The organism is Flavonifractor sp. An91 (genome assembly GCF_002159225.1).
GTDB lineage: Bacteria > Bacillota > Clostridia > Oscillospirales > Oscillospiraceae > Flavonifractor > Flavonifractor avicola.
The window spans coordinates 27,328-41,977 of the sequence record NZ_NFHA01000020.1 but is presented as its reverse complement, the minus strand read 5'-3'; the positions used below and the strand labels follow the sequence as shown (position 1 = coordinate 41,977).

The 14,650-nt window shown below is 61.1% G+C and carries 13 protein-coding genes; 5 read left to right on the top strand and 8 right to left on the bottom strand.

The window, feature by feature from the left end:
* Position 1: 1 nt before the first annotated feature.
* Positions 2-2,488 (bottom strand): cation-translocating P-type ATPase, encoded by a 2,487-nt coding sequence (locus B5G42_RS11740; protein WP_242961212.1) that lies wholly within the window; start codon positions 2,486-2,488, stop codon positions 2-4.
* Between the two features lie 139 nt (positions 2,489-2,627).
* Between B5G42_RS11740 and B5G42_RS11735 the strand changes: the two genes are divergently transcribed.
* The gene (locus tag B5G42_RS11735) at positions 2,628-2,891 is read left to right on the top strand and encodes a hypothetical protein (protein ID WP_087270590.1); all 264 of its coding nucleotides are present in this window, start codon (positions 2,628-2,630) and stop codon (positions 2,889-2,891) included.
* A gap of 49 nt (positions 2,892-2,940) precedes the next feature.
* Here B5G42_RS11735 and B5G42_RS11730 read toward each other — a convergent pair whose 3' ends face one another.
* From B5G42_RS11730 to B5G42_RS11715, 4 genes are all read right to left on the bottom strand, one after another.
* Positions 2,941-3,891, bottom strand: a complete 951-nt coding sequence (locus tag B5G42_RS11730) for an ROK family protein (RefSeq protein ID WP_087187607.1) — start codon at positions 3,889-3,891, stop codon at positions 2,941-2,943.
* A 90-nt stretch (positions 3,892-3,981) separates the two neighbouring features.
* Positions 3,982-5,055: a lysylphosphatidylglycerol synthase transmembrane domain-containing protein gene (locus B5G42_RS11725; protein WP_087270587.1), complete on the bottom strand. Its 1,074-nt coding sequence runs from the start codon at positions 5,053-5,055 to the stop codon at positions 3,982-3,984.
* Positions 5,055-6,143, bottom strand: a complete 1,089-nt coding sequence (locus B5G42_RS11720; protein ID WP_087270585.1) for an MGDG synthase family glycosyltransferase — start codon at positions 6,141-6,143, stop codon at positions 5,055-5,057. Before B5G42_RS11720 ends, B5G42_RS11725 begins: the two co-directional genes overlap by 1 nt.
* 108 nt (positions 6,144-6,251) lie before the next feature.
* Complete coding sequence (locus B5G42_RS11715; protein WP_242958752.1) at positions 6,252-6,776, bottom strand: 4'-phosphopantetheinyl transferase family protein; 525 nt, start codon at positions 6,774-6,776, stop codon at positions 6,252-6,254.
* A 341-nt stretch (positions 6,777-7,117) separates the two neighbouring features.
* On the opposite strand from B5G42_RS11715, the gene B5G42_RS11705 reads away from it, so the two are divergent.
* Both B5G42_RS11705 and B5G42_RS11700 read left to right on the top strand, forming a co-directional pair.
* Positions 7,118-7,816 (top strand): response regulator transcription factor, encoded by a 699-nt coding sequence (locus B5G42_RS11705; RefSeq protein WP_087270578.1) that lies wholly within the window; start codon positions 7,118-7,120, stop codon positions 7,814-7,816.
* Positions 7,817-7,841: 25 nt separating this feature from the next.
* Positions 7,842-9,962, top strand: coding sequence for a sensor histidine kinase (locus B5G42_RS11700; protein ID WP_087270574.1), 2,121 nt, complete (start codon positions 7,842-7,844; stop codon positions 9,960-9,962).
* Between the two features lie 36 nt (positions 9,963-9,998).
* Here the strand turns inward: B5G42_RS11700 and nifU are convergent, their stop codons facing one another.
* Together nifU and nifS are read right to left on the bottom strand one after the other, a co-directional pair.
* Positions 9,999-10,439 carry a Fe-S cluster assembly scaffold protein NifU gene (gene nifU / locus B5G42_RS11695; RefSeq protein ID WP_087270571.1) on the bottom strand — a complete coding sequence of 147 codons (441 nt, stop codon included), beginning with the start codon at positions 10,437-10,439 and terminating at the stop codon, positions 9,999-10,001.
* 19 nt (positions 10,440-10,458) lie between these two features.
* On the bottom strand, positions 10,459-11,658 hold the full coding sequence (nifS, locus tag B5G42_RS11690) for a cysteine desulfurase NifS (RefSeq protein WP_087270568.1): 1,200 nt from the start codon (positions 11,656-11,658) through the stop codon (positions 10,459-10,461).
* A gap of 207 nt (positions 11,659-11,865) precedes the next feature.
* Between nifS and B5G42_RS11685 the strand changes: the two genes are divergently transcribed.
* Positions 11,866-12,990, top strand: coding sequence for an AI-2E family transporter (locus B5G42_RS11685; protein WP_087270564.1), 1,125 nt, complete (start codon positions 11,866-11,868; stop codon positions 12,988-12,990).
* Positions 12,991-13,039: 49 nt separating this feature from the next.
* On the opposite strand, the gene B5G42_RS11680 is transcribed toward B5G42_RS11685, so the two are convergent.
* A complete protein-coding gene (locus B5G42_RS11680; protein ID WP_087270562.1) occupies positions 13,040-13,918 on the bottom strand; it encodes a DegV family protein in 879 nt (292 codons plus the stop codon).
* A 99-nt stretch (positions 13,919-14,017) separates the two neighbouring features.
* Between B5G42_RS11680 and B5G42_RS11675 the strand changes: the two genes are divergently transcribed.
* On the top strand, positions 14,018-14,617 hold the full coding sequence (locus tag B5G42_RS11675) for a TetR/AcrR family transcriptional regulator (protein ID WP_087270558.1): 600 nt from the start codon (positions 14,018-14,020) through the stop codon (positions 14,615-14,617).
* Positions 14,618-14,650 lie beyond the last annotated feature (33 nt).

The window sequence follows — 14,650 nt, the reverse complement described above, 5'->3', positions numbered from 1 at the left end:
CTCATGTGCGGCGCCTCATATGTCTGGCCTTGTCCCACAGCAGGGCGCCGTACTGACATACCTTCAGCAGCACGTTCATCACCGGGTAGGACAGGCCCAGGAACACCACCAGTACCAGGAAGGACTGAATCGTCAGCTGGCTCAGGCCAAAGCTGGCCCCGAACCAGATGATGGCCACCGCGGAGGAGGCGCTCATGGCGATCATCAGCACCCGCCGCTTCCAGTCGAAGGGCTTACACACCTGATAGAGCACCAGCAGGCCGATGACCACCAGCAGAATGGTGGACATGGTGGACAGCTCGTCGGTGGTGAAGCCGAACACCAGATAGAAGGCCTCCAGCCCCAGCACGATGATCAGGTCGGTAAGGCCGCCGGGCAGGGCTGCCCGGAACACGTTGGTGAGAAATTTTCCCTTTACCAGGGCGTGGTTGGGCTCCAGAGCCAGGAAGAGGGAGGGCACGCCGATGGTGACGGCGCTGAGGAAGGAGATCTGCAGCGGGGTCACCGGGTAGGGGAAGGTGGCGAACAGGGAGATGATGGACAGGAAGAAGGAGAAGATGTTTTTCACCAGATAGAGGGCGGCGGCACGCTGGATGTTGTTGATGACCCGGCGGCCCTCGGCCACCACCTTGGGCATGGCGGCAAAGTCGGAGTTGAGGAGCACCAGCTGAGCGGCGTGGCAGGCGGCCTCCGCACCGGAAGCCATGGCAATGCCGCAGTCGGCGTCCTTCAGGGCCAGCACATCGTTGACGCCGTCGCCGGTCATGGCCACGGTGTGGCCCGCCCGCTGAAGGGCCTGGACCAGCTTGCGCTTCTGGTCGGGGGTGACCCGGCCGAACACGGTAAATTCCCGCACCGCCCGGTCCATGTCGGCATCGGAGTGGAGGGTGGCGGCGTCCACATAGCGGTCCGCCCCCTGGATGCCCGCCTGACGGGCCACCTCGGCCACCGTCACCGGGTTATCGCCGGAAATGACCTTAACGGCCACCTTCTGCTCGGCAAAGAACTGGAAGGTCTTGGGCGCCGATTCCCGCACCCGGTTGGACAGCAGCACCAGGGCCATGGGGCACACCCGCCGGGGGTCCAGCCCCTTCTGGTCGGGCATCCCCTGGTATTCTGCGGCCAACAGCACCCGGTAGCCCTTGGCGGACCAGGGGTCCACCTGCTCCTTCAGATCCCCGTACCGGGGCCCCAGGATGAACTCGGGAGCGCCCACCAGATAGGCGCCGTGGCCGGGAAAGACGGCGGCGCTCCACTTGGTGGCGGAGGTGAAGGGGATGGTCTTTTCCGCGTGCCAGGCCGACCGGCCGTGGAACTTCTTCTGCATGGCCCGGGCAGTATCGTTGTCCGCCTCGGAAACCTGATAAAAGGCGTTGAGGATCTCGGTGACCTCGGTCTCGGCGTACTTCTCCGGGTCCAGGTACACCACCTCCCCCACCTCCATCCGGGGTTCGGTGATGGTGCCTGTCTTGTCCACACACAGCACGTCCACCCGGGCCAGGGTCTCGATGCAGTTCATATCCTGGGCCAGCACCTTGCCCTGGGCCAGCCGGATCATGCTCACCGCCAGAGCCACGCTGGTCAGCAGGTAGAGACCCTCGGGGATCATGCCGATGAGGGCAGCCACCGTGGACACCACCGTCTCCTGGAAGGTGCGGCCCACGATGAAAAATTCCTTGGCAAACAGGGCGATGCCGATGGGGATGAGCAGGATACCGATGACCCGGATCAGCTTGTCCAGAGAGGACATCATCTCGCTCTTGCCCACCGTGACGTCCTTTTTGGCCTCCAGGGTAAGGCGGGCGGCGTAGGAGTCGGCCCCCACCCGGTCCAGCCGGGCCCGGCAGCGTCCCGCCACCACAAAGGAACCGGAGAGCAGGGCGTCTCCCGGCCGCTTGATGATGGCATCGGCCTCGCCGGTAATGAGGGCCTCGTTGACCTGGATCTGACCGGCCAGCACCGTGGCGTCGGCGGGGATCTGATCGCCGGAGGCCAGCTCCGCCACGTCGTCCCGCACCAGATGGGCGGCGGGCACCGAGCCCAGCTGCCCCTCCCGCACCACATTGGCCCTGGGGGCGGCCAACAGGTTCAGCTTGTCGATGGTCTGCTTGGAGCGCAGCTGCTGCAAAATGCCGATACCGGTGTTAGCCATGGCGATGAGCAGGAACAGCAGATCCTCCACCGATCCCACAAAGATCAGCAAAGCAGCCAGCACCACAAAAATAAAATTGAAGAAAGTAAAGACGTTAGCGCGCACGATCTGGCCTACGGTCTTGGTGGGGGATTCCACCGGATCGTTGGCCCAGCCGTTCTGCTGGCGCTCCCGCACCTGGACCATGGTCAGGCCCAGATTGGGATCGGCGCTCACCCGGGGCACGTCCCGGCGAGGACGGGGGACGGGCTGGGGAGATGGATGCTGTTTCTGCTTGCCTTTCATGTAGTCGCCCTCAATACTGTAAATTCCGTCCTCAGGACGGACAATTTCCAAAATCTTGTCACATTATAGCCGATTTTTCCGGCACATACAAGGCCGCCGGATAAATCTTAACCAATTCTCCACAATTTCTTAAACCGGGGTCATGGGGGCCCTCCTTCTCCGCTATACTGGAATCAAAGGAGGGGTATCCATGGAGCCCATTTCAGACAAGATGCACGTCCTGCTCCGGCTGGCACTGTGCGGCGGCGGCGCGGCTCTGCTGTACGCGGGCGCCCTCAAGTTGCCTGCTCTGGAGGAGCGCCGTCCCTGGCTGGAGGAACACCGGCTTCAGATCATTGCTCTGGGGGCGGCTGCGCTGTTCGGTCTGTCCCTGCTGGCTTTTCCCCGGCCGGAGGATGACAAGGAGCAGGAAGAGTCCGACTGTTGCTGCGACGGCTACGAGCCGGTGGAGTGAGCCGCCCCAAAAGCACAGGGCCCGCCGGATGGCGGGCCCTGTTTTGGACTTATCGGAAAAGGGGCAGCAGGGCCGCGCCGATGATACCGGCGTCGTTGCCCAGAGCCGCCCGCACCAGCCGGGTACGGTGGACGCTGTTGCGGGCGTAGTCCTCCCGATTCAGGATGTAGCGCACGGGAGCCATCAGCGTCTCCCCCTGAGCGGAGGGCCCACCGCCGATGCAGAACACCTCCGGCTGGAAGATGTTCACCAGGCTGGCCACACCGCAGCCCAGGTAATCCACATACTCATCGATGACCTTTCCGGCGGCCGCGTCGCCCAGGGCGGCGGCGTCAAAGGGGGTGCGGCCGTTGACCGCCTCCAGAGTGCCCGCCAACTCCCACAGCTTGGAGTCGGGGTGTTCCTCCATGACCTCACGGGTGCGTTTGATGAGGGCGGTAGCGGAGCAGTAGGCTTCAAAGCAGCCCTTCCGGCCGCAGGTACACAGCCGGCCGTCGTGCTCGATGACAAAGTGGCCCACTTCCATGCCGGCGTAGTTGAAGCCGGTATACAGCTTGCCGTTGAGGACAGCGCCGCCGCCCACACCGGTACCCAGGGTAATGGCGATCATGGACTGGCTGCCCTTGCCGGCGCCGGCGGCAAATTCGCCCAGAGCGGCGGCATTGGCGTCGTTCTCCAGGTAGATCTTTTTATTCAGCCGCTCCTCCATCAGGGCGGTGAGGGGCACATTGGAAAAGTCCAGGTTGGACCAGAACCGGATCACGCCGGTATCAGGCTCAATGGTACCAGGGGAACCAATGCCCACCGACTCAATATCATCCATGGACAGGCCCACCTGCTCCACCGCCGCCCGGGAGGCTGCCGCCATCTGATCGGCTACCTGTTCCGCCGGCACACCCCGGGGGGTTGGCAGACTGACCTTGCCCAAAAGTTCACCGTTTTCAGTCACCACAGCGGCAGCCACGTTGGTGCCGCCCAGATCGATCCCCAAATAGTACATCATCCCGCCTCCTTTGTTCTTCTCCCTGATTATAATGCACCCGGCCCGGCGGCACAAGAGGAAAAAACGGCGTCCATAGGACGCCGTTTTTCAGGTCACGATAGGCCCCCGGGCCTGCTTAGGGTAAGGGGTGGAATCCTCCATTCTCCGCTGGCGGCGGGTCCGCAGATGGACCGCCAGCGCGACAATGGCGCTGATCACCAGGAAGGAGTAGAAGCTGATGCCCCGGGACACCAGCACGGCAGGCGTCACCAGGCTGGAACCGAAGAAGAGGGCCATGGCGGTCACAAAGCCGCCCTCAGAGGCGCCCACGGCGCCGGGCAGCGGCAGATTGGCCACCGCCAGGGTCACCAGCGCCTGGGTAGCGATGATCTCCAGCGGACTGGCGCCCGACAGGCCGAATGCGTAGTATACCGCCACAGGAATGGAGAAGAGAGCGGTGAGCTGGATGATGGTGATGAGCACCAGGCCCACCATCATACCCGGATTCTGTTTGACGCACTGGGCGCCCTTGTGGTACTCTTCCATCTGCTTCTCCAGCCGCTGGCGGGCCTTGTCCCCATTGCGGATGATGCGCACCTTCACCAGCAGTTTGAGCACGCCGCCGGTAAGCTTGCGGGCAGCGTTGGGCAGGAACATGAGGGAGAGCATTCCCACCGTCAGGCTTCCGTTGACCACCACACCGTAGAGCAGCAGCAGTCCCAGACCGCTCCCCAGATTCTGCACCAGATAAAAGTGGGTCAGGGCCGCCGCCAGAGCATAGACGATGACCACCGCCTGATAACACACCGCGATGAGCATCATATTCAGCGCGCCGTGGGCCGCCGGGATATTGTCCTTGGACATATAGTAGACCTGAGCCGGCTGACCGCCAGTAGAGGAGGGGGTAATGGAACTGACATAAAAGCCCACAAAGGAATAACCCAGACAGCGGCGGTAGCGCACCTTATGGCCCAGACGCCCCAAAACGATCCTGGAACACAGGGCCTCGCTGCCCACAAACACGAACATCATGCCCAGCCCCACCAGCAGCCACAGGGGATTGAGCTGCCGCAGGGTGCTGGCCAGCCGCGAGAAGGACATATCCCGGAGCAGCATATAGCCGGTAAAGGCCATGAGGGCCAGGATCAGCCCGATACCGACCAAACTCTTCCGTTTGTCCATCAGGCGCACACCCCTTTTCCCGCAGTGAGCCGGGCCAGGATATGGGTCAGGCTCTCCTGCTCCAGCTGTTCTTTCAATGCGTGCATTTTGGCCGACATATCGGCCAGCGTATAGTCGTCATAAATCAGTTCCCGAATGGCGGTCAGGCACTCGTCGGGCTCCTTGGCCGCCACACGGCCCAGTCCCCGCTTCACCAGGAAACGGGCGTTGTTCTTCTCCTGCTCCAGGAAGGGCTCCCAGGCCAGAATGGGCAGCTCGGAGAAAATGCTCTCAAACATGGTGATACCGCCGGGCTTGGTGAGCACCAGGTCGGCCCAGGCCATATATTCATAGACCCGGTCGGTAAAGCCGATCACCCGGATGTTCTCATATTTGTTGACCAGCCGGTCGTACAGCTTCTGGTTACGGCCGGTAATGATGGTGGTATGTACGCCAGGCATGGTGTCCAGCGCCTCATAGAAGGAATCCTTCCGGGGCATCATGCCCAGGCCGCCGCCCATAATGAGTAGGTTGCGTTCCTTTCGGTCGCCCCGGTGGACGGGCAGCTTAAACTCCGCCCGGACGGGAATTCCGGTGACATAGATGATGTCCCGGCTGACCCCCTTGGCCGCCAGCCGCTCCCTGATCTCCTCGGTACCCACCAGATAGCAGTCGGTAACCCGGTGGATCCACTCGGAATGGCTGGTCAGGTCGGTGACGCAGGTCACCATGGGCAGGCTGCTCCCCGTCTCCTTCTTCCAGCGGGCCACAATGCGGGCACAGATGGGATGAGTGGCGATGATCACATCGGGCCGCTTGCGCTCGAAGAGCTCCTCCACCCGGTCGGGGCACTGCTCATCATTCAGGGGCCGTTCGTCGGAATCCTTGTTCTGGGTAAACTTATAATAAAGGTTGAACAGTCCGCTGCCCCGGGTCACCAGGACATTGAACCACTTGTACATGGACTCGGAGTTGTGGTTGGTATAGGCGATCAGGTCCATGACCTCCACCTGTGCTTCCGGGAAAGCCCGCAGCAGCTGCTGACGCAGGGACATGGAGGCCGACCAGTGGCCCATGCCGAACTTACCCGTTACGATCAGGATATTCACGCTGCTCCCTCCTCACGATACTCTTTCTCATGGTCAAGTATAGCGGGTGTTCTTTTAGAAAATCAGAGCCTGTTTCTTAAAAAGATATTAAGAAAAAGAAACAGATTGTCACTTTCCCGCCCAGACCTGCCTGGGCAGGGGCTCTTTTCCAGCAGTACACACCGCCGCCCGCCAGTCCGGACCGGCGTAGGCCCCAAAGCGCAGGCCGTCTTGTTCCCCCGTCTGTCCCGGCTCCAGCAGAGGCACGCCAATGGTCCGGGGCGCTTGACGCAGGCCGGTCCCCAGGCACTTGACCTTGGCCTCCTTCAGGGTCCACAGGGTATACAGGCTTCCCCAGTCTCCCCCCCGGTCCTGGAACCAGGCAAATTCCTTCTCCGAGAGGACATAACGGGCCAATCCTGCCCGCCGGGGCCGCACCCGCTCCACATCCACCCCCAGCGGAGCCTCATCTGCCCCGCACAGGGCCAGGCCGCCGCTGTGGCTCAGGTTGAAGTGCAGGCCGGGCACATCCGGAAACCAGGGCTTCCCCGACTCCATGCGGGCCACCCGGGGCAGTTCCGTCCGGCCAAAGTTCTCCCTGATCAGACGGGCGAGCAGCGCCCAGGCGTCGCCATTCTCCATCCGGAGCACCATCGTTGCCCGCCTCCTTCCGCAGCCACAAAAAGACGGCGAGCCCCGCCGGCCGCTTCACGGCACGGCAGGGACGCCGCAATATGCGTTTATTCATCATTATATCCGTCCGTCTCCCAATCCGCAAGTCCTTTTTACGTCATGATACCATTTTTCACAGTTTTTTCCTCTTCATTGAAAAAGAAGAAGAGGCCATTTACCCCTGCATTTGCTTTTACCGGTGGTTGGAGGTACAATAAGATATAATACGCATCAGACCAGACGCTCTTAAAGGCTTTTTAAACAAATTCCCGTTCCGCCCTTAAAAGACGTCTGCTATTCTTTACAGCATACGAGGTGAGCCTATGTATACCATTCTCGTCTGTGATGACGACCGCGACATTGTTTCCGCCCTGGACATCTACCTGACCAGCGAAGGTTACCGCACCGTCAAGGCCTACGACGGGCTGGAGGCCGTCAAGGCGGCGGAGGCCCAGCCGGTGGACCTGATCCTGATGGACATCATGATGCCCGGCCTGGACGGCATCCGGGCCACCGCCAAGCTGAGGGAAAAGTTCAACGTTCCCATTATCCTGCTCACCGCCAAAAGTGAGGACGCCGACAAGGTTCTGGGACTGAACATCGGCGCCGACGACTATATCACCAAGCCCTTCAACCCCATCGAGGTCATTGCCCGGGTGAAAAGTCAGCTGCGGCGCTATACCAGCCTGGGCGGCAAAAGCGGCGCCAGTGAGAACACCCAGCTGCTCACCAACGGCGGCATCGCTCTGGACGACAGCGCCAAGTCGGTCACCGTGGATGGGGACCGGGTGAACCTGACCCCTCTGGAGTACAACATCCTCCTTCTGCTGCTGAAAAATCCCGGCCGGGTCTTTTCCACCAGCCAGATCTACGAGCTGGTATGGAACGATCCCTCCCTGGGTTCGGAGAACACCGTGGCGGTCCATATCCGTCACCTGAGAGAAAAAATCGAGATCGATCCGGCCAACCCCAGGTACATTAAAGTGGTGTGGGGGCTGGGCTACAAGATGGAAAAGCTTTGACCCATTCAAAAGGAGGGGAAACACCATGAAAAAACTGGGGACCCGGCTGGTGGTGAAGGCGATCGCCTTCCTTCTGGCCCTGGGCACCGGCGTTGGGGGCTTCTGGGCCACTCTGTTTATCCTCTCCCAGTGGGACACCCTGTGGACCGGCGTTGGCTACTACTCCAGCAACGCCTGTTCTCAATACATGAGCAACTGTATGGTACCGGTGGAAGAACTGGCCCGGCTGCTCCAGTATCAGGCCTGGGAAGCCCCGCTGTCCTACCTGGACCAACAGCGCCTCAGCGATCTGGAATACGCTCTGGACAGCGAGCGCACCAATTTCTGCTTTACCATCCGGCGCAATGACAGCGGCGCGCTGGTCTACTCCAATCTGGAGGATGGCCAGACGGTGGAAAGCAGCGTCCATACCGTCCTGCGGGATTCCATTGACGTCACCTACAACGACGGCGGCGAGCGCCGGAAGGATTACTTTGTATGGAACGGAGAAAAGCAGTTTTATCTGCTCTATGTGGTGCTGGACAACGGCACCGAGCAGCTGCTCACCCCTACCGACGCCGCCCTGGCAGCTCAATACGGCTACACCTTTAACGGAAACTCCTGGGACTACAACCAGGCCCAGGACAGCCGCCTGCTCTATACGGAGCTGGCCATTGAATACGGCGTGGCCTATCCCCTGTCAGTCCACGATGAGTTCTGGGACAGCTTCCAGGATTTCAGCGAATATGCCAGGTACCTGCCCGCTCTGGCGGTGCTCACCGTAGTGCTGGACGTATCCTGCGTGCTGGCCTGCGTCTTTCTATGCCGGGTGGTAGGACGCCGTCTCGGCAGAGAGGACATCATCCCCAGCCGGTTTGACCGCATTCCGCTGGACCTGCTGGTACTGCTGGAACTCTGGGTCATCATCCTGCTGCTGACCGGCGGCGATCCCATGGCAGTGGCCCTTAACTCCAACGGCCCGTCCACCGATGTGGTGGTGGGGCTGGCCCTCGTCTCCAGCGGGGTGGGTCTGTGTCTGCTCTCCTCCCTGCTCACCCTTATGACCCGCATCCGCACCAAAACCCTGTGGACCAACACCCTTGTTTGGCGGCTGATCCAGGTACTGGGTCGGGCGATCCGCAACGCCGCCCACAGCTGGCCCCTGACCGGGCGGGTCATCGTGCTCTTTCTGCTCTATCTGGTGGGTACCTACCTCACCGCCCTCACCATAGTGCTTGTTCCGGTCTATCAGGGCCTGGTGCTGTGGCTGCTGTGCCGCTGGGCCATCCAGTGGCACCGGGTTCGCCAGGGCGCCGACCACATCCTGGGCGGCGACCCCAGCTTCAAGATCGACACCAGGGGCCTGTACCACGACCTGGCCCAGCACGCCAAGCAGCTCAACGACCTGGGCGGCACCATTAGCCAGGCAGTGGATGAGCGCATCCGCAGCGAGCGTTTCCGGGCGGAGCTCATCACCAACGTATCCCACGACCTGAAAACCCCTCTGACCTCCATCATCAACTATGTGGACCTGCTGAAGAAGCAGCCCATTGACGATCCCCAGATCCAGTCCTACATCGAGGTACTCACCCGGAAAAGCCAGCGGCTGAAAAAGCTGACCGAGGATCTGGTGGAGGCCTCCAAAGCTTCCACCGGCACCCTGCCCGTCCACCTGGAGCGGCTGGGTATGGTGCAGCTGGTCCAGCAGGCTCTGGGTGAATTCGAGGAGCGATTTGCCCAGAGCAATCTGGCCGTGGTCACCCTCTATCCGGAAGAAGAAGTATGGATCATGGCGGACGGCCACCACCTGTGGCGGGTCATCGACAACCTGCTGTCCAACTGCAACAAGTACGCCCTGGAGGGCACCCGGGTCTATCTGGAGATCACCCGCCGGGATAACAGCGCCGTATTCTCGGTGAAAAACATCTCCCGGCAGCAGCTCAACATCCCCCCAGAGCAGCTGATGGAGCGTTTCGTCCGGGGAGACACCTCCCGCACCACCGACGGCTCCGGCCTGGGGCTGTCCATTGCCCGCAGCCTTACCGAGCTGCAGCACGGACAGTTCGATCTGAGCATCGACGGCGATCTGTTTAAGGCCACCGTCACCTTCCAGTTGGCTCCCCCGCCGGAGGGGGAGGCGGAACCCCAGCTTCCTCCGCCCGCATAAAAGAAGTCCTGCCGTTTTCACGGCAGGACTTCTTCGTTATCCGCAGGAGGAGCAGCAGTGCCCATCCTCACAGTCGCAGGGCAGCTTAAGGGACTCGGGCACCGGCTCTCCCTTCTTCTGATAGTAGTCGGCCAGCGCCGCCTTGATGGCCTCCTCCGCCAGCACAGAACAGTGCATCTTGTGGGCGGGCAGCCCGTCCAGGGCCTCAGCCACGGCGGCGTTGGTAAGGGTCATGGCCTCGGCAATGGTCTTGCCCTTGATCATCTCAGTGGCCATAGAGGAGGTGGCGATGGCGGAACCGCAGCCGAAGGTCTTGAACTTCACGTCGGTAATAACGTCGCCGTCGATCTTCAGATACATCTTCATGATATCGCCGCACTTGGGATTGCCCACCTGGCCCACCCCGTCGGCGTTCTCGATCTCTCCCACGTTGCGGGGATGCTCAAAATGGTCCATCACTTTATCTGAATACAGCATTGTAGTTGCTCCTTTCCAATTACAGTTCCCAGGTGGGTTTCTGGGCTTCCTTGTCCCACACCGGGGACATCTCCCGCAGGTAGGCTACCACGGCGGGTACTTCTTTCAGGATATAATCCACATCCTCCTCCGTATTCTCCGCTCCCAGAGAGAGCCGCAGGGACCCGTGGGCAATGGCGTGAGGCAGTCCGATGGACAGCAGCACATGGGAGGGGTCCAGAGAGGCGGAGGAGCAGGCCGAACCGGAGGAGGCGCAGATTCCTTTGGCGTCCAGATGGAGCAACAGGGCCTCACCTTCCACACCTTCAAAGACAAAAGAGGCGGTGCCGGGCAGCCGCTTCACCGGATGCCCGGTGAGGCGGGTATAGGGCAGTACGGACAGGCCGGCGATGAGCTTGTCCCGCAGGGCGGACAGCCGGGCGGACTCCTGGGCCAGGTGGTCCACCGCCTCCTTCAAAGCGGCGGCCATACCGGCGGCGCCGGGCACGTTCTCGGTGCCGGAGCGGCGGCCCTTCTCCTGTCCGCCGCCCTGGATGAGGGCGGGCAGCCGGAGGGGCTTTTTCATATACAGGGCCCCGATCCCCTTGGGTCCGCCGAACTTATGGCCGGACAGGGAGAGCAGGTCCACATTCCACGCCTCCACATCCACCGGGATGTGGCCCACCGCCTGGACGGCGTCGGTGTGGAACAGCACCTTGTGGGCTCTGGCAATGGCGCCGATCTCCGCAATGGGCTGGATGGTGCCGATCTCATTGTTGGCGGCCATGACGGAGATCAGGATGGTATCCGGCCGGATGGCCTGTTCCAGGTTGGCGGGGTCCACCAGACCGTCCCCGTCCACCGGCAGGTAGGTCACCTCATAGCCCTGCTTCTCCAACCACTGGGCGGTGTGGAGGATGGCGTGGTGTTCAATGGCGGTAGTGATGATATGGCCGGTCTTTTTGCCCTTGAGGGCCATCAGTTCGGCCACCCCCCGCAGGGCCCAGTTGTCGGCCTCGGTGCCGCCGGAGGTAAAATAGACTTCTTCCGGCTTTGCGTTCAGGCAGGCGGCCACCTGAGCCCGGGCTTCCTCCAGATGGGTCTTGCCCTCCTGGGCAAAGCGATACAGGCTGGAGGGATTGCCATAATCCCGGGTAAAGTGGGGCAGCATAGCGGCAAGAGCGGTATCGGTAACGGCTGTAGTAGCCGCATGATCAGCGTAGACAAATTTTTCAGACATCGGTGGCTCCTTTCCGGAATCTACTTAATTCCTATCTGTTTACTAGATTATACGAAATCTCACTTTGTTTGTCAAGCAAAATCTTCCGGCCGCATTTGATTCGGCCGCTAATTAAATTTTCTTAAAGATCCTGCTTTCCCGTTGACGGTATGCGGCGAGGGTGCTATAGTGGAGTCACCAGTTCCTGTAAAGAAATCGAGGTTTCACATGGATAAGAAACTCTTCCGCAGTATCCTGCTCATTATTACATACGCAGTCCTGCTGGTTATGGTCCTGGCCCGTCTGGATGTGATCGGCGGTGTGCTGGGCACTTTACTGGCGGTCTTTAAGCCGCTGATCATCGGCTTCTGTCTGGCCTTTATCCTCAACCGGCCCTGTCAGTTCTTTTACCGGCTGTACAGCCGGGGGCTGGACAAAACACCCGCCCGGGGGGCCGCCCGCCCGCTGGCGGTGCTTACCGCCTATCTGGCCCTCATCCTCCTGATCGTGGCGTTGTTCTCCTTCGTGCTGCCCAAGCTGGTGGAGAGCATCCAGACCTTTGTGCTCAATCTGGGCGGCTACATCACCAACGCCCAGAACTCCATCAACCAGCTGCTGGAATACCTGCACCTGGACATCGAGCAGCTGGACCTGTCCAGCCTGAACACCACCCTGGAGGGTGTGCTCAAAAACGCCCTGAACATCCTGTCCAACCTGGGTCCCCGGCTGGTGGAGTTCACCACCGGTCTGGTCTCCATTCTGGTCACCGGCGTGCTGGCCCTGGTCTTTTCCATCTATATGCTTTCCGGCCGGGACAAACTGCTGGGCCAGTGCCGGCGGCTGCTGAAGGCCTATGTTCCCGCCAAGGTGGCCGGCCCCATCTCGGACGTGGTCTCCCTCACCGCCGCCACCTTCACCAAATTTGTTACCGGTCAATGTATCGAGGCCTGCATCCTGGGCAGCCTGTGTTCCCTGGGAATGCTCTTTATCCAGCCGGATTACGCCCCCCTCATCGGCGTCACGGTGGGAGCCTCCGCCCTCATCCCGGTAGCGGGCGCCTACATCGGCGCCATCGTATCCGCCATCCTGCTGCTGATGGTCTCCCCGCTGAAGGCCTTTATTTTCGTGATTTTCCTTATTATCCTCCAGCAGGTGGAGGGCAATGTGATCTATCCCCGGGTGGTGGGTACCTCCCTGGGACTGCCCGGCATCTGGGTGCTGGCCGCCGTTACCGTGGGCGGCAGCCTGCTGGGCCTGGTGGGTGTGCTCATCAGCGTACCCATCGCCTCGGTGATCTACACCCTGCTCCGCCGGGACATCCACAAGCGCCTGGGACCCCCGGACCAGGCCTGAAAACCATAAAAAAAGCCTGCTGCCGCAGCAGCAGGCTTTTTTGTACTTGTCAATCCTCCAGAATCTGGATGCCGCCCCCCAGCACACCGTCGCCGATGTACACGCTGAGGGTGGCGTCAATCTCGCCCTCCCACATATGCACAGCGTCGGGGAAGCGCTCCTTCATCCGGACGGCAAATTCCGCCATCTCCTCGGGCGCGCCGCCGTTGGCAATGCCCAGGTTGTACCGGACGCCGGGCCGGATGTGCTGTTCCATCAGCTCCAGGATTTTGTCCTGAACCTGCCGGCGGCCCCGCACCTTGGCCACGCTCTGAAGCTGGCCGTCGGAGGCAAAGGAAATCACCGGTTTGATGCTCAGCAGGGTACCGGCAAAGGCGGCCACCTTTCCAATCCGCCCGCCCTTGCTCAGGTATTCCAGGGTGTCCACCGAGAAGAAGGGGAAGGTATTTTCGATCAGCTTGGGTACCCAGTGGCTCACCAAAGTGTCCCAGTCCATCCCGGCCAGAATGTCCTCCCACAGCTGGAGCACCATGATCCCCATACCCAGGGAGCCGCTTTTGGAGTCGAACACGGCGATGTCCAGGTCCTTCCGGGTCTCCGCCTGGAGGCGCACCATATTATAGGTGCCCGACAGCCCGGAGGAAAGCATGACGGCCAGCACCTTTTCATAGCCGTCGGCCTTGATGCGGTCCAGGGTGTCGCTGATGCTGCCGCCGTCAGGCAGAGAGGTGCGGGGCAGCTCTCCCCGATGGAGGCGGTCATACACATCCTTGGCAAAGATGTCCACTCCGTCGGAGTATTCTCCGTCGTCGCAGACGATCTTCAGGGGCACCGTATAGATGGGCTTATCCGCCCGCAGCGCAGGGGACAGGTCGGCGGTGGAATCGGTAAGCAGCGCGATCTTCTGTACATTTGACAAGTTGATCATCCTACCCTATAATCAATATTGCGAAACTGACATAACGTCGTTATGTGACTACTTAAATTATAGCGGCAAAGAGCCGCTGCTGTCAAGAGGTGGAAGCCAATGGAGGACTATCGGACCCGCAGAAAAGAGCAGGCCAGGCAGACCGAACAGGCCATTTTGCAGGCCGCCATGGATCTGTCCCGAAAGCAGAGCTTTGACAAGGTATCCATCCGGGAGATCTGCCAGCAGGCGGGCATCACCACCGGAGCATTCTATCACCACTTCCGCTCCAAGGAGGATCTGCTCTCCCGGGGTTTCGCCCCCCTGGACACCTATCTGGAGCAGTGCCTGGCGGGTCATGAGGACGATCCCCCCGCCCGCCGCCTGTGGCGGCTCATGACCAACTATGCGGAATTTTTGGAAAACCTGGGCTGGGAGCTGGTGGCCCGGTATTATCAACGGCGTCTGGACGCCCCCGACGACACTTCCTCCATGGACTCCAGCCGGTTCACCCTTCGGGCTATGGCCGGCTGCCTGGCCCAGGCGGAGGCGGAGGGCGGACTGCTGCCCGGCTGGTCGGCGGAGTGGACCGCCGATTTTCTGCTCCGCCATTTCCGGGGCGTGGTCATTGACTGGACCCTCCACCGGGGCTCCTACCGCCTGCTGACCAAACTGGAGCAGGATTACACCCTCTTCAGCCATGTGTTCCGCACCGGCTGAGGGAGACAGGCAACTTTTGGCCCCATGGCGCAT